The organism is Paenibacillus sp. EKM212P (assembly GCF_011066115.1).
Classification (GTDB): Bacteria; Bacillota; Bacilli; order Paenibacillales; family Paenibacillaceae; genus Paenibacillus; species Paenibacillus polymyxa_B.
In genome coordinates, this window is sequence record NZ_JAAMNR010000013.1 from 12,914 (window position 1) to 35,230 (window position 22,317).

20 protein-coding genes and 1 pseudogene are annotated in these 22,317 nt (G+C 43.7%); 12 read left to right on the forward strand and 9 right to left on the reverse strand.

Annotated features, from left to right (window positions below):
• Positions 1 to 265 precede the first annotated feature (265 nt).
• Entirely contained in the window at positions 266 to 1,651 is a 1,386-nt protein-coding gene (locus G9G54_RS23555) for an MFS transporter (RefSeq protein ID WP_165179810.1), read from the reverse strand.
• A gap of 111 nt (positions 1,652 to 1,762) precedes the next feature.
• Between G9G54_RS23555 and G9G54_RS23560 the strand changes: the two genes are divergently transcribed.
• Positions 1,763 to 2,650, forward strand: coding sequence for a LysR family transcriptional regulator (locus tag G9G54_RS23560; RefSeq protein WP_165179811.1), 888 nt, complete (start codon positions 1,763 to 1,765; stop codon positions 2,648 to 2,650).
• A 171-nt stretch (positions 2,651 to 2,821) separates the two neighbouring features.
• Here the strand turns inward: G9G54_RS23560 and G9G54_RS23565 are convergent, their stop codons facing one another.
• Positions 2,822 to 3,664: an AraC family transcriptional regulator gene (locus G9G54_RS23565; RefSeq protein ID WP_165179812.1), complete on the reverse strand. Its 843-nt coding sequence runs from the start codon at positions 3,662 to 3,664 to the stop codon at positions 2,822 to 2,824.
• Between the two features lie 149 nt (positions 3,665 to 3,813).
• On the opposite strand from G9G54_RS23565, the gene G9G54_RS23570 reads away from it, so the two are divergent.
• The 3 genes from G9G54_RS23570 (at position 3,814) to G9G54_RS23580 (ending at position 9,111) form a co-directional block, all read left to right on the forward strand.
• Complete coding sequence (locus G9G54_RS23570) at positions 3,814 to 5,874, forward strand: beta-galactosidase (RefSeq protein ID WP_165179813.1); 2,061 nt, start codon at positions 3,814 to 3,816, stop codon at positions 5,872 to 5,874.
• A 263-nt stretch (positions 5,875 to 6,137) separates the two neighbouring features.
• Entirely contained in the window at positions 6,138 to 7,067 is a 930-nt protein-coding gene (locus G9G54_RS23575) for an ArsR/SmtB family transcription factor (RefSeq protein WP_165179814.1), read from the forward strand.
• 280 nt (positions 7,068 to 7,347) lie between these two features.
• Entirely contained in the window at positions 7,348 to 9,111 is a 1,764-nt protein-coding gene (locus G9G54_RS23580) for a glycoside hydrolase family 2 protein (protein ID WP_165179815.1), read from the forward strand.
• A gap of 153 nt (positions 9,112 to 9,264) precedes the next feature.
• On the opposite strand, the gene G9G54_RS23585 is transcribed toward G9G54_RS23580, so the two are convergent.
• Positions 9,265 to 9,606: a winged helix-turn-helix transcriptional regulator gene (locus G9G54_RS23585; RefSeq protein WP_013310350.1), complete on the reverse strand. Its 342-nt coding sequence runs from the start codon at positions 9,604 to 9,606 to the stop codon at positions 9,265 to 9,267.
• A gap of 106 nt (positions 9,607 to 9,712) precedes the next feature.
• On the opposite strand from G9G54_RS23585, the gene G9G54_RS23590 reads away from it, so the two are divergent.
• From G9G54_RS23590 to G9G54_RS23595, 3 genes are all read left to right on the forward strand, one after another.
• Positions 9,713 to 10,627 carry an arginase family protein gene (locus G9G54_RS23590; protein WP_165179816.1) on the forward strand — a complete coding sequence of 305 codons (915 nt, stop codon included), beginning with the start codon at positions 9,713 to 9,715 and terminating at the stop codon, positions 10,625 to 10,627.
• 233 nt (positions 10,628 to 10,860) lie between these two features.
• Positions 10,861 to 10,965, forward strand: coding sequence for a DUF6254 family protein (locus G9G54_RS25885; protein WP_023988604.1), 105 nt, complete (start codon positions 10,861 to 10,863; stop codon positions 10,963 to 10,965).
• Positions 10,966 to 11,003: 38 nt separating this feature from the next.
• Positions 11,004 to 11,156, forward strand: coding sequence for a hypothetical protein (locus G9G54_RS23595; RefSeq protein ID WP_165179817.1), 153 nt, complete (start codon positions 11,004 to 11,006; stop codon positions 11,154 to 11,156).
• 217 nt (positions 11,157 to 11,373) lie between these two features.
• On the opposite strand, the gene dapA is transcribed toward G9G54_RS23595, so the two are convergent.
• The gene (gene dapA / locus G9G54_RS23600) at positions 11,374 to 12,252 is read right to left on the reverse strand and encodes a 4-hydroxy-tetrahydrodipicolinate synthase (RefSeq protein WP_238808362.1); all 879 of its coding nucleotides are present in this window, start codon (positions 12,250 to 12,252) and stop codon (positions 11,374 to 11,376) included.
• A 78-nt stretch (positions 12,253 to 12,330) separates the two neighbouring features.
• Here dapA and G9G54_RS23605 point away from each other — a divergent pair, with 78 nt between their 5' ends.
• The 4 genes and pseudogenes from G9G54_RS23605 to G9G54_RS25890 all read left to right on the forward strand — a co-directional run bounded on the left by G9G54_RS23605 (position 12,331) and on the right by G9G54_RS25890 (position 15,031).
• Positions 12,331 to 13,239: a LysR family transcriptional regulator gene (locus G9G54_RS23605; RefSeq protein ID WP_416145810.1), complete on the forward strand. Its 909-nt coding sequence runs from the start codon at positions 12,331 to 12,333 to the stop codon at positions 13,237 to 13,239.
• A 357-nt stretch (positions 13,240 to 13,596) separates the two neighbouring features.
• A pseudogene (locus tag G9G54_RS23610) lies at positions 13,597 to 14,016 on the forward strand (SDR family oxidoreductase); the annotation flags it as partial.
• Positions 14,017 to 14,096: 80 nt separating this feature from the next.
• Positions 14,097 to 14,630, forward strand: a complete 534-nt coding sequence (locus G9G54_RS23615) for a TnsA endonuclease N-terminal domain-containing protein (RefSeq protein WP_165179818.1) — start codon at positions 14,097 to 14,099, stop codon at positions 14,628 to 14,630.
• A gap of 248 nt (positions 14,631 to 14,878) precedes the next feature.
• A complete protein-coding gene (locus G9G54_RS25890) occupies positions 14,879 to 15,031 on the forward strand; it encodes a hypothetical protein (protein WP_238808366.1) in 153 nt (50 codons plus the stop codon).
• A 644-nt stretch (positions 15,032 to 15,675) separates the two neighbouring features.
• Here G9G54_RS25890 and G9G54_RS23620 read toward each other — a convergent pair.
• The 5 genes from G9G54_RS23620 to aiiA all read right to left on the reverse strand — a co-directional run bounded on the left by G9G54_RS23620 (position 15,676) and on the right by aiiA (position 20,197).
• The gene (locus G9G54_RS23620; protein ID WP_165179819.1) at positions 15,676 to 16,287 is read right to left on the reverse strand and encodes a TetR/AcrR family transcriptional regulator; all 612 of its coding nucleotides are present in this window, start codon (positions 16,285 to 16,287) and stop codon (positions 15,676 to 15,678) included.
• A 159-nt stretch (positions 16,288 to 16,446) separates the two neighbouring features.
• Positions 16,447 to 16,638 carry a hypothetical protein gene (locus G9G54_RS23625; protein WP_165179820.1) on the reverse strand — a complete coding sequence of 64 codons (192 nt, stop codon included), beginning with the start codon at positions 16,636 to 16,638 and terminating at the stop codon, positions 16,447 to 16,449.
• Between the two features lie 29 nt (positions 16,639 to 16,667).
• Positions 16,668 to 18,056, reverse strand: a complete 1,389-nt coding sequence (locus G9G54_RS23630; protein WP_029515916.1) for an Asp-tRNA(Asn)/Glu-tRNA(Gln) amidotransferase GatCAB subunit A — start codon at positions 18,054 to 18,056, stop codon at positions 16,668 to 16,670.
• Between the two features lie 45 nt (positions 18,057 to 18,101).
• Positions 18,102 to 19,424, reverse strand: coding sequence for an MFS transporter (locus G9G54_RS23635; protein WP_165179821.1), 1,323 nt, complete (start codon positions 19,422 to 19,424; stop codon positions 18,102 to 18,104).
• A gap of 14 nt (positions 19,425 to 19,438) precedes the next feature.
• The gene (aiiA, locus tag G9G54_RS23640) at positions 19,439 to 20,197 is read right to left on the reverse strand and encodes a quorum-quenching N-acyl homoserine lactonase AiiA (RefSeq protein ID WP_165179822.1); all 759 of its coding nucleotides are present in this window, start codon (positions 20,195 to 20,197) and stop codon (positions 19,439 to 19,441) included.
• A gap of 1,647 nt (positions 20,198 to 21,844) precedes the next feature.
• Between aiiA and G9G54_RS23645 the strand changes: the two genes are divergently transcribed.
• Positions 21,845 to 22,072: a hypothetical protein gene (locus tag G9G54_RS23645; protein ID WP_238808368.1), complete on the forward strand. Its 228-nt coding sequence runs from the start codon at positions 21,845 to 21,847 to the stop codon at positions 22,070 to 22,072.
• Positions 22,073 to 22,317: the final 245 nt, after the last annotated feature.

The window sequence follows — 22,317 nt, forward strand, 5'->3', positions numbered from 1 at the left end:
CATTAAAAACAAGCTCTGAGTTCAAAATAGGGAAACTGCCCCAAAGCTTTCAAATGGCTTTGGGGCAATCTAAACAAACCACAAAAGCCGCAAGTCTCCAATAACCCCGGAGATTTACGGCTTTTGTGGTTTGAATGTAGCAAGTTTTTATGTAGCAATGTCGCTGAATTAAAACTTGTTGTAGTAGATCTTTACGCCAAATTAATGACATTGGAAGCATGATGATTGGTGCCGCGCAATGGTTTGAGATATGAACTTTGTGGGCCTACGACTCATACAATTGCGCTGACTTCCAGTGCTGCCGACTCATGAATACCAAAGACAATGCAATTACCGTGAGGATAATCCCAAGCATTTGAAATCCCTTGAAGCTAAACGTACCTCCCATTACGATAGCTATCAATAATGAAGAGATAATGGTTCCCAGATATCTTGATGTGTTAAATAATCCGGATGCTACACCGATTATTTCTTTTGGAGAACTTTGGAACAGGGCTGCTTGCATACCTACATTGTTCAAACCGTTGCTAATACCGAATGCAGCTAAAGCCAAACACACGCTGATAACCGGTGAAGTTGGATTCAATGTCACGAGCCACACTGACCCCAATGTCATCAGAATTGCGGACACCAGCAATGCCGGTCGGGGTCCTGATTTATCGATCCATTGTCCTGCAATTGGAGAAGTAATTAGCGAGCACAAGCCTAAGCTTAGCATGAGAATGCCTGTTTGGAACTCACTGACATGACGTACCATTTGCAAGTAGGACGGAAGCCCGAAAAAGAGCGAGTAATATAGTACATTAACGAGCATGAATTCAACATTAACCCAAGTCATCGCAGGGTACTTGGCAAATGTACGTAAAGGAATAAAGGGTGATGTCGCTTTTAACTCATGTCGTATGAATATCCCCAGCGCAACGAGACCTATCAGCCCAACAATGACATTTCCTAACGAGATATGCCCAGATGATTTTGCTGAGAGTAATCCAACGAGCAGGGTAACCAAAGCCACTGTGAAGAGCAGAATTCCTAATGCATCAATCAATTCAAACCATTTACGAAAGGACATGTTGCGTGCTACGGATGTTGGCAGTTCGTCCTTAGGAATAGTCCTCCAAGCCAATACAAAGCTGGCCACCACAAACGGAATATTGATGAAAAAGATAGCAGGCCAATTCCACCAGTGAATCAAGACACCGCCAATAAAGGGGCCAATCGCTGCTGCTCCAGATAGGAATATGGACAAAACAGACAACGCAGTTGCTTGTTTCTCTGTAATATGGATTCGAACAATAGCCATTCCAACCCCAGCCATCATGCTTGTTCCGATGGACTGCACAATGCGGAACACGATGAGCCACCCGAAATTTGGTGATAATGGAGCTAATAATGATGCAATGAAGCTTACAACAAGCCCAGAAAGAAATATCCTCCTACGACCGAATAAATCGCTGGCCTTTCCCATGACAGGTTGTGCGATGCTACTTGCAATGTAGAAAGAAAAAATAATCCAGGAAACACCTGTAAAGTCAAGTTGGAACACATTTTGCAGACTTGGAATAGCAACAGAAACCATCGAAGAATTTAATGGGTTCAATAGTATCCCTAGACCAACTGAAATCATTAACCACCAGCTGCGAACGCTCATTTCTGGTCCCCCCATAGCGAATTAATGTCATCGTACTTGAAATCGATTATTTATTCCAACGCATTTGATGTTATAATCTCATTGACTTGAGGGAATGAATGGGGGATCATAATGGAACTTCTCCAACTGCAATATTTTCTGACGGTAGCTCGTTTGGAACATGTGACCGAAGCTGCACGAAGTCTGCACGTTACTCAATCGTCGCTGAGCAAAACGATTCATCGCCTGGAGGAAGATCTGGGGGTTCCTCTATTCGATCGAACAGGGAGGAAACTGCGATTGAATGAGTTCGGAAGTAGATTCCTTCACCGTGCAGAGAGGGCTTTATTTGAATTGGAGCAGGGGAAGCAGGAGCTAAGTGATTTATCCAGCCCGGAACATGGCACTCTCGAATTGGCAGTGACCACCGCAAGCACATTACCCAATATTCTGCGAGAGTTTCGGAAAAAGCGACCCTTTATTCAATTTCATGTGCAAATGCTGACCACGCAGGAAATGGTAACGCTGCTTCATAGAGGAGAGGTCGATTTTTGCTTGTCCTCACCTCCAATAGAGGGAGATGACATCGAATGCCAAATCGTGTTTATCGACCCAATCCTTGTAGCTGTTCCAAAGGGGCATCGGCTGGCAGATCGAAGCAGTGTAACGTTGACAGATCTAAGGGATGAATGGTTTGTCGGTGTAAAGAGAGGCTACGGTACTCGCGATTTAGTGGACTCTGTATGCAAATCGGAAGGTTTTATACCTAAGTATGTGTATGAGGGGGATGAACCTGCAAGGCTTAGTACGCTTGTGGAAGCTGAAATTGGCATAGCCTTCATACCAAGCACGGCAAGAAACTCACGGGAACATCTTAAATATCTTCAAGTAGAAAATCACGAATTGGTACGGGAGATCGCTTTATTATGGCACAGGAGTCGGTATATTTCGCGGGCTGCTCTGGAATTCCGTGAGGTAGTTGTAGAATATTTCGGAGCAATATCCAAACAGACAATATAATCCCATATATAAGCGAAATAAAAAACATTAACAGAAGCGGTAGCGTAGGACATGTTAACCAAACGTCCTAAGCGGCCGCTTATTCTTTTATTCAACTGCAAAATTTGTAATTTCGATTTGTACGCTGCCATACACACATGCCCAGCTATTGAAGGAGTTTTTTAGATTGTACTAACCCATCCTTCTCAGCTGGCGAAACTGCTCCGGTGTGATGCCTGTATGCTCCCGAAATCTCTTGATAAAATAGCTGCTTTGATGAAAGCCAGTTTCCAGTGCAATCTGCTTTACAGTGAGTGCCGTGGATACAAGGAGATGTTTGGCCAGCGTTATTCGGCATTGGAGCAAATATTGAGCTGGGGTGCTGCCCATGATCTGATGGAAGAGCCGGCTAAAATGAAAGGAGCTATAACCTGACGTCGCAGCCATTGTCTTCAAATCGAGCATGTTCCGACAATGCATACGAATATATTCCGCCGTATGACGAATCCTCTCATGGACGGTGCCGCCGGGAGAGGTGCCGAAAATTTGGTGGGAATGGTGGATGATCTCCAGAAGAACCTCATAAAGCAGGGAAGAGATCCGTACATCATAGTCGTGACGGTAAGTTTGGGCAAGTTGCAGCATTTCTTCCATCAGTGGCTTTAAACGTTCTGGTCGGTGGAGCGAGAACAGATACGGTTCGTGAATGCTTCGACCTTGTAATAGCGAATCTACGTCCTGCCCGTCGAAATGAATCCATCGAACATCCCAGGGATCCTCGGGTTTTGTTCGATATTGCTGCGTCGTATGCTTGTCGAAAAGAAAGCCCATGCCAGGGGTAAGCTCGATTTCCTTCCCATCATGCACAATAACGCCTTTGCCTGCAAAAATGATATGTAAATTGTATTCTTTCAGTAATCCTGCATTCCTTCGCTCCCCATGATTAGGGAAGTTCTTGTAACGCCCTAATGATTCGGGAAACAGCATACCTTTATTTAGAATGGGCGAAGGAAGATAACAATCTATTTTAATCATGTGTCCATCTCCTTGAGTAAGTTAGCAAAAAAGTAATTCAATTAGCAAAATCGAGTTATTCTAATCCTTTTATTCCTATATTACAATAGATACGGTTACCAGAGAATCACATTTTCGTACTATCACTTCTACTGAAGGAGAATTGGAGCATGCCGAAATCCTTATCTTTAGATCGCTTTCATTTGGGAGCTTGTTATTATCCTGAACACTGGGACGAATCGTTGTGGTCGGACGATCTCATAAGAATGAAGGAACTAGGCTTCAGCATCATTCGGATTGGAGAATTTGCTTGGTCGATCTTCGAGCCGGAGGAAGGAAAGTTCGAATTCACGCTGTTTGACCGTTTCTTGGAGCAGGCAGATGCGAACGGGATTCAAGTGATCATGGGCACACCAACAGCTACGCCACCAGCATGGCTTACTTATAAGTATCCCGAGGTGCTGAACGTATCTATGGAGGGGGTCACGTTCCAACATGGTCAGCGTCGGCATTATAACTACAGTAGTCCCATTTATTTAGAGCTTTGCGCACGTATTACAAGAGAGATGGCACAACATTACAAAGATCATCCGGCCATCATTGGGTGGCAAATTGATAATGAGCTGAACTGCGAGATAAACGTCTTCTATGCCGAGGCAGATCATCAGGCTTTCCGGCGCTGGCTAGAGGAAAAATACGGTACGTTGGAGCAGCTCAACAAGGCCTGGGGTGCTGTATTCTGGAATCAAACTTATAACAGCTGGAAGCAGGTCCATCTAACACGTCCGACCGTATCTGGGTCAACGAATCCTCATCAGGCTTTGGACGAGAAACGATTTATATCCGATAACACCATTTCGTTTGCCAAGCTACAAGTGGACATACTTCGGTCAGTGGCGCCTAATCAGTGGGTGACAACCAACGGTGTATTCGGGCATTTGGATAGCCATAGGATGACGGATCAACTGCTTGATTTTTTCTCGTACGATTCTTATCCTCAATTTAGTACCATTTATCCGGACCAAGGGGAGAAGCCATTGCTGGATCGCAAGTGGGGGCTTTCTTTAAGTAACGTCAGAGGGATTTCACCAAATTTCTGCGTGATGGAGCAGCAATCCGGTCCGGGAGGATGGGTGAACAGGATGGAGATGCCATCTCCACGCCCGGGGCAGATGCGATTGTGGACCTACCAAAGCATTGCTCACGGGGCAGACATGATTTTGTATTTCCGCTGGAGAACGGCAACGTTTGGTACGGAAATGTACTGGCATGGAATCAATGATTATCACAATCAGCCGAATCGTCGGGTCGCAGAAGCAGGCCGCGTCGGAAAGGAGCTGCAAAAGGTCGGGGGGCGGATTCTTGGCAAACGCTACGTGGCAGAGGTTGCTCTACTTCGCGATTATGATAACGAGTGGGATGGCGAGTTGGATAAATGGTATGGTCCCTTGACAAAGCAAAGTGAGCTCGGCTGGTATAAGGCACTGCAGTATGGACATATACCTTCGGATATAGTTACAATCCGTCCGGGTATGGAATCAGAACAGCTGCGGGAACTGGCTAATTACAAGGTGCTGGTATACACGCATCCGGCGATCCTACGAGACAGTACGGCAGCTATGTTACAGAAATATGTAGAGAATGGAGGCACCCTGATCTTCGGCTGCCGCACCGGTTATAAGAACGAGTTCGGTCACTGCCGTATGCAGCCACTCCCAGGCCCTGCAGCCGCAATGAGCGGCGTCCACGTAGAGGACTTTACGATGATAAATGGGACGGCATCACCTGTATCGGTGCGATTTAAGGATCAAGCTCTTGATTTTTGGGCTCCAGGCTTCAACGATATATTGAATGTTCATGCTGATACGGTAGAAGTACTCGCAGAGTACGCATCAAGCTACTATGAAGGGAAACCGGCCTTGACCGTCAACCGTGTCGGCAAGGGACTGGTCTACTATTGGGGTGCAGCTTTTGACCTAGCATTAGCGGCTGAGCTCCTAAGACAGCTGCCGGTGACATCTCCGCTTGCGGGGTGGTGCAAAGCTCCTTCGACGGTAGAAGTCGCTATTCGTGCGGATGTACAAGAAGAGCTGCTATTTCTACTGAATTACAGCGGAGAAACGGCTCAGGTTAAACTGAGTGTTGAGACGGAGGAACTCCTTTCCGGTAGGAGGCTTACTGGTACCGTACCATTGGAACCGTATGGAGTATGGGTATTAAAGAAAGTTTAAAATGAAGAGAGCATCAGCCGCTGATCTTAATCCGAAGATCAGTGGCTTTTTATTGCATAAAGCAAAGGAATAACGTGTTGCATTTGTATACAGGGTTCCGCTCAAAAATCGCTGTCTTTCCTATGGGTTCTTGAACCAGAGAAATCGGACATGATCGGTATTTAATACAAAATTAATAATTTAATACAATATTATTGACTGTTTCAAAGCATACAAGTAAACTTATTGTAATATAATCACAGTAAATTGAGATGGGTGATGCAATGCTTGAGCTTAGTTTTGATGATCCGGACAAGCTGGTAACGGTTACGCATGCTTTATCCACCCGTTCCCGAGTTGATATTCTCCGCCTCTTGATTTCCAAAAACCTTAATATTGTAGAAATAGCGGAAGCTCTTCAACTTCCGGTATCTACGGTAGCCAACAATATCAAGGTTTTGGAGGCAGCTAGACTGATTAATACAGAGCTTCTGCCTGCCTCTCGCGGCGCGATGAAGATGTGCAGACGCAATTATGATGACATTCATATTGCGCTAAATCTTGAAAAAGCAGTACCCAAAGGGGATGTACAGATCTACGAAGTGGACATGCCGATCGGTCATTATAGCGATTGTGAGGTTTCACCGACGTGTGGTATGGCCAATGCCGACGGGATGATCATACGTGAGGACGAACCGGCGAGTTTTTTTCACCCGAAGCATATCGGAGCCCAGATGATATGGTTCCGCAAGGGCTATGTCGAGTATTTAATGCCGCTCGAAATACCGGCAGGAGCGCGAATAGAATCGCTTGAGCTATCGATGGAAATGTGCTCAGAAGCACCGAACTATGACAACAATTGGCCTTCCGATATTTCCTTGTGGATTAATGGCGTGGAGATTGGTATGTGGACGTGTCCCGGTGATTTTGGAGACAGGCGCGGCAAGCTGAATCCTGCCTGGTGGTATGAGTGGTCTACCCAGTATGGTTTGCTCAAGACCTGGCGAGTAGATAAAGAGAAGACTGCGCTGGATATGGAGAAGGTTTCCTCGGTTACACTGGATCAGCTCAACCTGCAAAACAGCCACAAGTTGCATCTACGGATCGGAATTAAGCCAGATGCGGTGCATCAAGGTGGGCTCAACCTGTTCGGAAAGCAATTTGGAGATTATGATCAGAATATTAAAATGACTGTGAATTATGTCATGAATTGAGATAGGGGTGAGGTAGATAGGCTTTAGTTGCAGGTGTTCTGTAGCTAAAGCCTTATTCAGTTTATTAGTTACATAAAATCAACTTGAAAGCGTTGACATTAAAAACGCATCGCTATATAATCCCCTAAATATACAAAAATAGTGTAACAAATTGATTTTATTGTTTGTATTTCAAAGCGGAAGTAAAGGATGACGATCGGACCTACAGATGATAGCAATACACTGTAAAGTCATCAGGCTAAGGTGACTAATTATATATCAAAGGATAGGTGGAAACTGTATGACTACAAACGCTTATATCAAAAATTATCCAAGGCCGCAATTTGTCCGCAAAGAGTGGCTGGATTTGAATGGGGAGTGGGATTTCGCCTTCGACGACGGCAAAATGGGTGAAAGCGAGCAATGGTATCATCATTTTCCGAAGGGAGCCAAAATCCACGTACCTTTTACTTATGAAACCAAGGCAAGCGGGATCGGAGTCGAGACCTTCCATTCGGTGGTCTGGTACTGCAAGAGCGTGCAGGTCCCACAGCAGGAGGCAATAGCGAAAAGGACAATTCTACATTTTCAGGGTGTAGATTATAAAGCGAAATGCTGGGTGAACGGAATTATGGTTGGTGAGCATGAAGGAGGTTATGCTGCGTTTTCTTTCGACATCACACCCTATATCACTTACGACTCGGAGAATAGCATCGTGCTTAAAGTGGAGGATAGTCAGAGCTGCACGCAGCCCCGGGGAAAGCAGCGCTGGGTGGATCAAAACTTTGAATGCTTTTATGTACAGAGCACCGGAATCTGGAAAAGTGTGTGGATTGAATATGTGAATGAGGTAAGAATCAATGAGGTCAAGATAACACCGGATATCGACCGTCATATGATCCGCTTTGACTTTCAGCTCATGGGTATTGAGGCTAAAGATAATTTACGCCTGGAGACACGGATTGCGCTGAAAGGACAGCATGTGAAAAAGATCAGCTTGTCTGCCGACAGGCCCTGGATAACGGTGGAGGCCCATGTATTTCATGAAGCGGGTGGTCCATGGAAGCAGTGCTTGTGGTCACCGGAATCGCCCAACTTGTTCGATGTAGAGTTTGCTCTGTATGAGGATGAGAAAGAGAGCGACAGGGTGTATTCTTATTTTGGCATGCGGAAAATATCGATTGAAAACGGACAGATTCTATTGAATAATGGCCCTCTTTACCAGCGGCTGATTCTAGATCAGGGCTATTGGCCGGAAACTCATCTGACTCCCCCTTCTGAAGAAGCTCTTATCGAAGATATTGATAAAATAGCTGCGATGGGATATAACGGGGTTCGTAAACATATGAAGCTGGAAGACCCTCGCTTTTTATATTGGTGTGATGTGAAAGGTATGCTCGTCTGGTCAGAAATGGCGTCGACCTTTGAGTTCAATGATCAGGCGGTTAGCCGCTTTACGAAGGAATGGCTGGAAATCGTGCCGCAGCAGTACAATCATCCAAGCATCATAACTTGGGTCCCGTTCAATGAATCGTGGGGCATATCGACCATTGGACATGATGTAAGGCAGCAGCAGTTCACGCAAACCATCTATCATCTGACGAAGACGATTGATCCGTATCGTCCGGTGGTTACCAATGACGGATGGGAGCATACGGTCTCGGATATTTTGACCCTTCATGATTATGTGGAGACGGGCGAAGAGTTTTTGGAGCGATATCAGCATAAGGAAAGCATCGTAAACAACAGCATCTCCTTTAACAATTGGAAATATTCCTTTGCAGAAGGATATGCCTACCGAGGACAACCGATTATCATAAGCGAATTCGGCGGCATTGCCTTCCAGACGGACAAAGGCTGGGGATACGGAAACCAGGTGGATTCAGTCGAAGCTTTTATCGAACGTTTCCGTGCAATCACCGGAGCAATTAAAGCGACCCCCTATCTCTCGGGCTATTGCTATACACAGGTAACCGATGTACAGCAGGAAGTCAACGGGTTGTTGACGGAAGACCGAAAACCGAAGGTTCCGCTTGAAGTGATTCGGGAAATAAATCTGGCTTGAAGCGATAATTAATATAATAGAATTTGCAGAACGGTTGCATGCTGTTGTTCAGCCATTGCTGGATTCACTTAACTAGAGAGTTTAAGCTTGGAATAGCAATGTTGGAAAACAGGACAACTTTTCGCATACAGGCTTTTTATTAGAAAACTGGATTTAATTATTTTGGTTTTTTGTTCCCCACTCACATAACCCTTCCAAAACAGGTAATAGCGTTTCTGCTTTATCTGTGAGACTGTACTCGACTTTAGGGGGGACTTGAGGATATTCTTTCCGATTCACCAGACCATCCGCTTCCAATTCTTTTAGTTGTGAACTCAATGTTTTATAAGTAATAGCCCCTATCTGTCTTTTCAGATCATTAAAGCGAACTGTTCGGTTTTCGGCTAGGAGATAAATAATAACCATTTTCCATTTACCACCTATCAGTGAAACTGTATAACCAAAAGGTGTATCTTGAATGTTTTTAACTTTACCTTTAAATTCAGCCATACTCATGTTTACAATATCCTTTCGGGTAGTACCTATCAAAATAGTGCGTACTACGTTTTTATTTGTGTTCAGTTTATACTAACCTTACTTTTGAAGTAAAGGAGAGAAAAACATGACTAAAAAAACAATACGTCTGTTAATGCCACAATGGCAAGGGGGAAACAATCCTAATTACTCTTTTGGAGCCGAACTGCTTGCTTGGCTAGCTCCAGATAATGATCAACCCCTTATTCATGTTCCAATTCAAGCTTATAACGGTACTCCGCTTGAAAACGAAAACGGTATGAATGGGAGAAAACAGCTACTTGAACAGTTAGAGGCGGCTCAGCATATCATTGATGCTCATAAGCCAGATCGTATTGTAATGTTTGGTGGTGACTGCTTAGTGGAACAAGCTCCATTTGCTTATTTGAACGAACGATACGGTGGGGAATTAGGTTTAATTTGGATCGATGCTCACAGTGATTTAGTTAGATATGTGGGCTATGATAACGGACATACATTACCGCTCGGAAATCTTTTGGGAGAAGGAGATGAGGAGTTCGCAAAACATGTGAAAATCCCACTAAAACCTGAAAATGTTTTTATCGCGGGATTAGCGGCTCCTACAGAACAAGAAACAGAAGCCATTTCAGAAGCGTTTCAAAGACTAGGGATAGCTCCTGCAGAATCAGACACAGAAGTGATTCAAAGACTAGGGATTAAAACTGCAGGAGCCAAAGAGTTAACGAATAGTACTGAATCTATTAGAGAGTGGATTAAAGAAAGTGGCATTAAGCATCTAGCTATTCACCTTGATTTAGATGTGCTTGACCCAAAAGCATTTCGTTCTTTACTGTTCGCCAACCCTGAAGCGCCCTATAATTTTTCTCCTGCGGGAACAATGCAAATGCCTCAGCTACTTAATCTGATTAAAGAACTATCTGAAGAAACAGATGTAGTTGGATTAGGTATAACAGAGCATATGCCGTGGGATGCTATTAATTTAAAGAATCTGCTTGGAGAGATACCTATTTTAAATAAGTAAGTTCATACATGGATTATAATAGAACAATGATCTGCTTAATCACAAAAATACACCCCCGCAAACATAAAGTGCGTGAGTGCATTTTTATGATTAAGCGATTTTGACATCCTATATTTGGGATTGTGATATGTAGGAGAAAATTCAACGAATTTAGTTTTATGAATGAACAGAGCTGAGAAATGACAACTTAAGAAAGTAGTATACATCACAATTTCCAAAGGAGGATATCTGTTATGGCTCACCAGAAGAAAAGGAAAGAAGCAGCCTGGAAGTCACGAAAGCAAGAGCAGCATCCCCATGGTAAAGTCAAATCGCTCAAGGAGCTGTCCAGCGAATAGGAGTGAGGAGTATACTGCTTGAAAGAGAAGGACTGTCGGTGAAATTCATCGGCAGCCCTCTTTTTGCAATAATTTCGCTTATAGACAACCCAATGCAGATAGCGGGACTTGTAAAAAATGTTTTCCTGATGGCAGACAGTTGGGGTTGGTTGGGGATGAAGATGCGCAGTGATCTTTCGGACATTTTTTAAGCTCGATAAAAGACGCGTCTACGAACACCAAATTGCTATGCGTCACATACATCTTCACTTATTTTCGACCAGTAATTTACAACGTTCTACTATATCGGGTATCTTCTTAAATTCGTTTTTCTAAAGGTGGCCTGTTCCGGCTAAGAATTGAAGCATCTCCTGTCCAGGAGATGCTTCTTCTACGTTATGATCGGGGAGTCTGAGATAAGCTGATTTATCAGGAAACGATTGAATTCAGGAGACCCTGCTTCACCTGATCCGACAGGGGCATAAGTGGCAGACGCAATTGCTCGGCGGCAATAATCTCTTGTTGGGTAAGCCACCACTTGATCGCGGCCGGGGCTGGCTCTGCAAATACATACTGGATCATCGGTTCCAGTAGCATAAAACTGTCTCGCGACCCGTTCATGTCGCCAGCCACAAAACGTTGGTATATATCCACATACTTCTGGATATGGAGATGAGTAGATGCAAGCATACCACCGGTAGCCCCCTGGCATAGCATGGCATGGAAATAGGCATCCTCTCCGCAGAGGACAGGCTTGGTCTCGTACTGGGTCAATTTTAAGAGCAGATCAAGACCGCCCGTGCTGTCCTTGAGCCCAATTATGCCATCCAGGTCCAGCACTTTGCGTATTGTATCTATTGTCATGCGACTACCCGTGCGAACCGGAATCTCATATACTAGCACAGGCAGGCCTACACGAGATACGACACGGAAATGCTCCAATATTCCTTCCTGCGTCGGCCGGTTGTAATACGGAGTGACCACCATGGCTGCATCCGCTCCTAATTCAGCCGCCATTTCCGTCCGATGCACCGTTGAATAGGTATCGTTCGTACCCGTGCCAATGACGATCGGAATGGTTTTGTTCATGCTCTTCAGAACATCCTGCGTCACATGTACCATCTGCTTCACTTCATCCCAGGATACGGTTGGCGACTCTCCTGTCGTACCGTTAACGACCAGACCCTGGATGTCATGGCCTGCAAGATAGGTAACATACTTCCGGTACGAATCGATGTCCAACTTATAGTCACGCGTAAAAGGTGTAATCAGCGGTATGAAAATCCCATGAATATGTTGTTCGTTCATCATCATCAGTTATCCCTTCCCGTTGAATTAAATCTAATGTAACATAGGAAACAGCATCAGAGTTATCTATAATAAACGATGATTCTAATCAAAATTTTCGATGGGGTGGCCAGATTGGATTTCATTTATCTTCAAACATTTCGGGAAGTTGCCATTCGTGAAAGCTTTACAAGAGCAGCAGAAGTGCTCGGTTACGCACAATCCAGCGTCACGACCCAGATTCAGAAGCTGGAGAAAACGTATCAAGTTAAATTGTTCGAACGCTACAATAACAATAAGATTCGTCTTACCTCCGCCGGAGAAGAGCTGTTCAAGCTTGCTGGACAAATGCTGGAGCTTTTCGAGCAATCGAAAGAAAAATTGGCCAAGCAGGGCGGAGGCTCCATGACGATCGGTACTATGGATTCCATTGCTTCGTATTTTCTGCCGCCGTATATGCAGGCGACTCGCAAAGAATACCCAGATCTGAACATACGATTGCATACGGATCGCGAAGAGATGATTTTGCACCAGGTGAGGGAAGGGGAGGCCGATGTTGGGTTGATCCTCGCGGACGATTCAAGCAATCCGGCGTTGCAGTGGATTACCATTCGAGAAGAACCGCTTGTGCTGATTGTCCATCCGAACCATCCGCTTATCGCTAAAGAGCGAATCGACCTGAATGATCTGGTTGATGCGGAGTGGATCATGCCCGAGCATACGTGCAACTACAGACAACTGCTGGAGAGAGTGCTTCGAGCAAATGGAATCACCTATCGCGTGAGTCTGGAGCTGGGTAATCCGGAAGCGATCAAACGGAGCATCAAGACTGGAGAGGGTATATCCATTCTACCTCTAATGGCTGCGCTGGAGGAGATCGAACGGGAAGAGCTAAAGGTGTTACCCTTTGAGCATGCCGAGCTCAAACTGGAAATTCAGCTTGTTCTTCATCCCAAGAAGTGGGTGTCCAATGCATTGAGCTTTTTTATGGAGAGCATGAGAATGTAGATTTTCCTCCACATCAAAATCAATATACAGTGTGAGCGCTTCCTAGTGGATACCAGAAGCGCTCAAAGTTTAACGTGCCGAAAGATGAGAACTTAGAAAGCAAAGATGAACCAAAGTTTATTCAAATCATCGACGTATTTTTTCTGAAAAATAAGCAATCAATATCTGTATTCAAAACTTGACAGCAAGTTATTTTTTCACCAAATTAAATGCATGCGCATGTTTTTTTATTTGGTAATGTGCTAAACCATTCGGTTACTTAATGTTTAATTAGAACAAGATGATCGACCTTACTGCCCAAGAATGGTGATTTAAGTTAATGGGAAAGGAAAAAATATAATAATGAGGAGTGATTAGGTGAAGGTTTTGGTGGTAGGTTCAAATGGACAAATTGGACAACATCTTATCCATTTTTTGAAAGAAAACAAAGAACACACAGTCCGTGCGATGGTTAGGAAACAAGAACAAGCTGATGCTTATTAAAAACAGGGCGTTGAAACGATCCTTGCAGATTTGGAAGGGACTGTAGACTCCATTGCAGAAGCCGCTAAGGGGTGCGATGCTATAGTGTTTACTGCTGGCTCTGGTGGAAAAATGGGATATGAAAAAACGTTGTTAATCGATCTTGATGGTGCTGGGAAAACAATTGAAGCGGCTGAAAAGGCAGGTATTGATCGTTTTATTATGGTCAGTGCAATTCAGGCGAATAACCGGAAGAACTGGCATGACAATATCCTCCCCTACTATGCAGCAAAACATTATGCGGATAGAGTGCTGGTGTGAGTAACGGTAATAATTGAGACTGATTATTCAAATTTAGGATCATAATTGATACTTTTCGTAAAGGTGGTTTGGTTATGGGTTGGAGAAGTTGGACGTGGAGTTTGGAAGATGAGTTATATCTACCAAAACGAAAAGTAAGTAACCGTGGAAGTCACTACCATCATCATATTATTGGTAGTTTTTTTAGTCAGAAAAACAAACGAACCGTTGAGTATGAGTCATTATCCGAACGTCTCTTTTACTACTATCTCGAATTGGATACAGAAGTGATTCGTTATTATGTACAACCAGTTGAAGTGTCTATCTTTGAGGAAGGGCATGAATGGTTCCATGTTCCTGATGTTTTGGTTTTTAGGCAAGGGCATATTCCAATACTTTATCAAATAAAACTGGAGCCCAAAGAAGAACGAAACAATGATCGAACAGAATTGTGTAATAAATATTGTAGAACATACGCATCAAAAAAGGATTGGGAATATCAAGTAGTTTTCCCAAAAACACCTCCGATATCTCTGTCCCGTAACCTTAAGTTTTTGAAAGTTTTTTTAAAAGAGAGAAGGTACTTTAGTGTTGTCTTTATGGGAAAAAGTTCAAGGTGGTTACCATAAATCCCCCTCATGTGTGGCTAAGGAGGCCTGATGGTGAGGATCTAGAGATATTTTTTACTGATTTAGTGAATCACCCGACTTTTGTACCGGAAGCCTCGATGAAACTTGAGAAGCAATAAGAGAAGAAGTCATACGATAATGTACTTGCAAAATTAGATCCGCAAAAAAGAGACGAGGTCAGTAAACGTTTTGATCTGATACAGCCGCTGATTTTACTCGAAAAGATAAAGAATGGTAATATTCAAGCCGTGTCAAAATTTAATGATAAATATAAGGAACTTCTTCATGAGGATGAAGAAGTGTTTAAACTTAAGCAAGAAGAGTTAATCTCTAAAATTGTGAAAAAGTATGGCGGATCCAGGGCAACCATTATGCGCATTTTGGCAAATTATAGAAAATAAGAAGACGCATCGATATCCAGAGGACTTGAGAGATTAATATCAAATAAAGGAAAAGGATACACAGGAAGAAAAGATAACAAAGTGATGACAATTTGCCATCCAGAACGGCAAGAAATTGGTGAACGAAGCAGAAGTTAAATATAGCACAATCTCCGATATTATTGACCGAATTGATAAACAGGAGAAAGATAGACTAAATTTTAATAAAATCCCCTAGTGCTGTACAAATCTCTTCAACTGCAATTTTGGAATACATAAGATGAAAACCTGCTTGTTCTCCATGGATTCTCAGGCTACTAAGCCTGCTGCTACGAAGCCTACAGGAAGTAGACAAAAGAGCGCTGCTGATGATAAGAAGACCGAATAAGGAGAGCGTCCCATGGAAGTCCGATCCGGACAATTCGCATAGCAGCCATTGGCAGAAAAAAAGGGTTGTCCCATAAGTCATAAAAATGACTAGGGACGTCCTGTTCTCCAATTGTAAAACAATAAGAAACCGTTCCTGGGTAAAATGGAGGTACCACCCGACCATTTGAAAGGATATGGTTTCTTTGTACATTCAATATACCATTATGAGATAAAAAGAGGAGTTACGCAGGACTATCCCTCATCCATGTTATGTGGCTTTGTGGCCAGCCCCTCAATTAATGTCTATTAGCTCTTAAACCTTCAATAAATATGCGGTGTAATCCATCAAGAACTCGTTGGCTTGTAAAGCCTTCATCTTGGAGATGGTAATCGATATTGTGAAGCACGGCCAGCAGGGCTTCAATAGTATATGAAATGTCCACCCCGGATACGTCTCCCTGTTCAACGGCCTCATTTAGCAGATTTCTGCTTATATTGCGCATCCATTGACATAACGGAGATTGTAACGGACGATGCCCGGTTGAGGCCCGGCTGACCTCACAGAGCCAAGGAACTTTCGCCTCTAAAAAAGAGACATATCTTACGATTACATGGTAAAGCCGGTCCAAGGCAGCGGTTTCTGGGGATTGATCAAGAAATGCTTGAACTTCATCAAACAAAGGTTGGTATTCTTCATACGCGATCTCCTGACATATGTCGCCCTTATCCGAGTAGCGGCGGTATAGGCTTGCTTGTCCTACTCCAGCAGTCTTCGCAATCTGATGCATATTGACATTGTCAACACCGTTTTTGATGAAAAGTTCTCTAGCCGCCGCCAAAATTCGTCTTCGGTTTAACTCCTCTCTGGGAATTTTCAGAGAGACAGATTGCGATTCTGAATTCACCATAAACATCTCCCTTCATCATTAATTTAACTGTTATTTAACACGAAAAACGGACAATATGTCCGTTTTTCGTGTATAGGACATGTTGTCCGTCTTCATAATTATAATACATTTCGTGAAAAATTAAAAATACATTCATTTGGGTGACCGATGAGCTTTTTTTTAATTCTTGGTATAGTGCTTTTTGTAAATTGGAGGCAAATGCGGTTCAATGCCCGATAGGTCCAGTTCCTTTAAACTTGCGATCGTATGAATAAACTGCTCGTATGCTTTTTTCTTGTCGCTCGTCGTATCTGTTCCGGTTTCGGTTGATGCTTTCCTGCTAACTTCAGAGTTAAGTTGCTTTTGATCCATAGATTACCCTCCATCAAATATAGTCAGGCTTACAAATCCGGATGTCTCTTGTGCCAGTCTGTATTCATTTCATAAGTATTGCCGATACCTAGTACTGTCGCTTCTTCGAAGGGGCGGCCAATCAATTGCATATTAATCGGCAGACCGGAAGGTGAGAAGCCGCAAGGCATGCTCAGGCTAGGCAAGCCAGTCAAATTGGTCGGAACCGTAAATGAGTTCAATCTGAATACACTAGCATCATCATCTGCACGCGGCGCAGTGATCGGTGTTGCCGGCGTCAACAAGATGTCGATTCCGGACAATGCATTCAAAAAATCATTGACAATTAGTTGCCGGGCCCGCTGAGACTGAAGGTAAATGGAAGCCGGAATATCTCTACTGCTTTCAAGAAACATTCGGACGTCCGGTCCATACTGTTCCAATTCTGTCTCAAGCCACTTCTCGTGGTACGAGTACATTTCCGTCATCATAATGGCCATCGTCGCACTTCTAACATGTTTGATCAGGGGCAGGCTAACTTCGATGATTTCTGCTCCCAGTTCTCGGAATTTATTGATAGCGGCCTTCATCGCAGCTTCCACTTCCGGCATCAAATCCTCGTAATAGTAGCTTGTCGGCAATCCGATACGCACACCCCTGAGACCATTCGGATACATCTTGATACCTGGCGCAGGCAGATCGACAGTCGATTCATCCTTCGGATCGAAGCCAGACATCACATCCAAGCACAGGGACGCATCCATGACACAGCGGGTCAACGGACCCGAGTGGTCCAATGACCAGGCCATTGGAATGATACCATACCGACTGACCCGACCGTACGTCGGCTTCATCCCTACGACACCGCACAAAGCAGCGGGTATGCGGATCGAACCTCCGGTATCCGAGCCTGTGCCCAGATAAGTAAGTCCAGCCGCTAAAGCAGAAGCCGAGCCGCCGCTTGAACCTCCCGTTACAAGTTCAGTGTTCCACGGATTGAGGCAAGGACCGAAGTGCGGGCTAGTTGTTGTCAATCCCGCAGCGAACTCGTGAGTCTGTACTTTGCCTAGCAGAACTGTTCCAGCCTCATGTAGCTTAGCTGCAACCGTCGAATCGTAATCGGGGACGAAGCTGTTCAATATTTTTGAACCGGCAGTTGTTCGGATCCCTTTAGTGTAATATAGATCCTTATGAACGATGGGAATCCCGTGAAGGGGCCCTTTGTACCGACCATGCATAATATCGCGTTCCGATTGCTTCGCTTGTTCAATCGCCAGTTCGGACGTTTGGGTAACGAAAACGTTCAGTTTCGGATTCAAACGTTCGATGCGGTGAAGCGCATGTTCTGTAATCTCTACCGGGGATATTTCCCTTGTTCGGATCCCCTCGGCCAGCTCATGAATAGCAGCAAAGGACAGTTGGAAATTTAATTTACTCATCTATTCATCCTCCGTATCTTTCGGACATGTCGTAAGTCTACCAAACTAATTACCATAGCTTCCGCTACGATTTGCTTTTCTTGCGAATAAGTATGTCAGGATTGCCAACAGGGAAATGGTAAAATAAACAACAGAAAAAGGCATCTTTAGATCAATAAGTCGGCCGACCAGCGCAGGGCCGAATGCTCCGCCTAGGAGATAGGCCAGTGTGAAAATACCCATCCCTACACCCAGATCAGCCGAACGGAGTGTCGTCGAAACTAAATTGCTGCTAGAGGTGAGGACACCGTTGAATCCAATCATAAGGATAATGATCAATAAAGCGTCGATCCATGGCGGCAAATGTACGGATACCCCCAGTAGTATAAATCCGCTGATGACGAGACTTTGCGATATGACAAGCACGCGGGAGCTTCCGAAACGATCTGTCCAACCTCCGATCCGGGATCCGAGCAAGGCTGCACAGGCGGCACCGGGAAGCATCAGCAGACCGATTTTACTAGTTGGTAAATGAAAGGAATTCTTCATCATGACAGGAAGAGTAAAGGTTAACCCCGTGTTGCATACGAAGGTAAGGAATCCAATCCCTAGAATTCGTCGGTAAGGAGCATTTTTCATGAAAGATGCATCGATAAATGGATGTTCTTTTTTCTGAATATGAGTACCGAACCATAGAAGAACTGCTGCTCCTGCAATGAGCATAAACCAATAGTTCGTAACCCCTAGCAATACCAACGCCAGTCCCGCGGAGAACAAAACAGCTCCGAGAAAATCGAATGAACCGCGGTCGTGTTTCTTGTCAGGAACATACTTGAATATCAAAGGGATAACAAATAGGCTCAGACTGGACACGATGAACAAAGCACGCCAGCCAAAGTATTGCTCCACGAAACCGCCGAACACAGGCCCGAAGCCGGAAGCAAAGGCAATTGTGGCGGATAAGGTTCCCAGCACCCGTCCCTTGACTGTAGGCTTAAAATACAGGGTTACTGCCGCATAAGACAGGGGAGAGATGGATGAGGCCCCTGCTGCCTGCAGCAGTCTTCCAATGATGACTTGCAAGTATGAAGCTGCAAAAAAGCCGATCATAGAGCCGAAAGCTAAAAGGATTAAACCAATGACATACAGCTGGCGAAAGGAAAAGGACTCCGTTAACTTGCCGTAAGTACCGGCGCCGATAGCCATCAAAATGCTGTAACCGACCATAACCCAGCTCACCTGCGAGGAGGTCAGGGCAAAGTCAGCGGAAATCGAAGGTATAGACAAATTAAACATGGTCATATTGATGTTTCCGAAAATAATGAGCAAGCAAAGTGTCCCCATTAATTTCCGCTCATTGCCGGATAAAGCCATTGATTGAGTATCCATAGCCTGTCCCTCCATTACAGGAAGTCAGGAAAGGTGCGGCATTTTTGCGCCTGATCTCTATCGTGTCCCAAGAAAACATAGGACGGCCGAACATCCTGAATTAACTCCTGCATGCGAGTAATCGATTTGGCAGCCATCTCTTGATCGAATGTCAAGAACGGTACGCTATTCTCGAAGTTCTCCCGAGTATAAGCAACATCAATTGTCAGTAGCACTGGACCCGACTTTTCCGTTGTGACAAGGACTGATTGATGGCCAGGGGAATGACCCGGAGTGAATAAAATTTGAACCCCCGGAATCAATTCATGGTCACCCTCAATGATTTGATATTGTAAATCGGGCAGCCTGCACTCTAATGGAGAGTAATCCTCATTGTTTATGGCCGCATCATACTCTGCCCTTTGAATAAGGATCGGCGTATTGCGGAAATGCCCGTTTCCCCCAGAATGATCCAAGTGTAAATGGGAGCTAATGACCATTTGAATATCGTCAGGTCGATAACCTACACGCTTTAACACATTTACGATTGAGTCGCCGTCAGACATGTTGGGGACGACGCGCCCTTCACGTCTAGTCCCCTTGTAGTAATCGGGATTGTTGATAAAAGCGTCGGGCATTCCCGTATCGATGAGTATCGGCCCGCTGGTCGTTTCCAATAGAAAAGACCACACAGGCATTCCGACTAATTTCCCGGGGGCAAGGGTTCGATTAACTGCCGATTGATCTAGGAAACATTCACCTACAGGTAAAAAATACAACTTTTTTATATTCATCCCAGTTTCACCCTTCATATTATAAATTCGGACAGTTTGTCCGTTTTGTTTTGATTATATCGGACAAACTGTCCGATGTCAATTTGTCAACGGTGGTTGGGCTTCGGCAAAAGCCTTACACCTGCAACAATACGCCAAGCTAAAGAATGTCGCCTAGGTGGAGTGCAAAGAAACAACGGGGCTGCGTTAAAGCCGCAGTGTACAAAAACCAAGGGGATCGCGATATCAAAGTGAGCAAGAGTATTTGCGGCTAAAGAGCCACGCAAGACAAAAGCCAAGGAGCTAAGCGAAAACAGACCGCTTAGTCCTTGGCTTTTTACGATTATCATTCTATTTTTCTGGTGAGGGCGTTCAAATGTTTAGTTTTGGGACAGCCTCTTTTAACAAACTACCCGTTTACCCGTGGTTGAAAGGTACAACTGTTTCAGTAGGAGAAGTAATTGGAACGATAGCGCTAAAAAGCGCAACTGCTAGGCACATATCCGCCAATGCTTTTTTCATTTGTCAGCACTCCCTTTATAATATTTTCATATTGTTGTTGCTGCTCAGTTGTAGCTAATTTTCGCACTTTTTCATACATAGCAGTGGTTGTAATGAATTCCTTATATACATTCATATGAACTGCTATTGATAGATATTCCAGTATATAATTTATTGTGTCATGATAGGAACTTTGGTTGAGTTTATAAATTGCTAATTGATGCAACTTTCCATTCAGTGAACCAGAAGTGACCGTATGTCTGATAGTGATCGTTTTATTGAACAGATCAATGGTAGACCATTTTAGATCTACAACCTCACCCAATTAAAGATTTATATATATTTTTAGAAAAAAGGAAAAATATGGGTTTATCATCGTTGATGAAACACAGCGAATATACATCCACCAACTAGAGATTATCATTGATTATGTGAGACAAAACCAAGTTAAATGTGTTTTTCCATACGACCCAGATCAAGTCTTTACTACTAAAACTAAAGAACTCTTAAACAATTCAGTCGGAAAGATTGAGCAATTAAATCATAAAAAATATAAACTCACTCAAAAGATAAGGACTAATAAGGAGATTGCAGCTTTTATTACCAATTTATTCAATACCAATAATATCAACAATAATATGGACTATAAAAATATTCATCTTCAGTACTTTGATTCTGCAAAATCTTTGCGATACTACTTAGAGCAGTTAAAGAAAATAGTTGGGAAGTAATCGACTATACCAATTCCAGCTATTACCTTTTATCAATTGATAAGTACTCAGTGGGAAATCGAAACGCTCATCATGTTATTGGACAAGAATTTGATAAAGTTGCCGTTGTAATAAACGAGCGTTTTTATTACAACGATTCTGGGCAGCTTTTGTCTACTAGAGAAGCGGGGGCACCTCCCTATCGTATGGACAAAATGCTGTACCAAATGCTAACGAGAGCACGACAGGAGATTACTGTTGTAATCTATAAAAACAAGGATATGCTGAATGCCTGTTTAAAGATAATGGGCTTAAAATGATTGATTGTAGTCAGGAGATAACAATGTTTCGGTTCAGCCATCAATCCAGCGGGAGAAAATTTTTAGAGGTAAAGATTGATTGAATAACTGCTACGGGCTGTGCAGTCGATCAGTTGGACTTAATTAATAAGGAAAGGATGAGTTTTATGAAACTAAGCCTAAGTCGAAAAGCTAATCTTGAAGGTATGCTGATAGGAGATCAAGTTACAATTGGAGGGCCGGCGGTAGAGGAGAACATCCGGTTTGAAGTATTGAGAAATGAATCGGGATTTGAAAATAAGGTTTTTGATCGATTGGTAAAAAAGTTAGATAAAGAACCTTTTTCGACTGTAGATCAAGTAATCAAATATATTGAAACCTATTGAGTTCAATTGATTGAGGACCTGGAAGCGGCTGCGGAGTCAATCAGATCGATTGGGGAAGTGGCCAGCCTGCAGCCGGGTGCAGGTCGATATGTATGCCAATAATTGAGGACTTGAAAAGGATTTTTTATGGCTGGAACGCAAACCAAGATAGATAATTTTAATGAACAATTACAGAAACTCAAGGACTTTTTTCAACGAATCAGCTTAGAATACTATTTACAGCGGATAACTTCGGAATCACACCG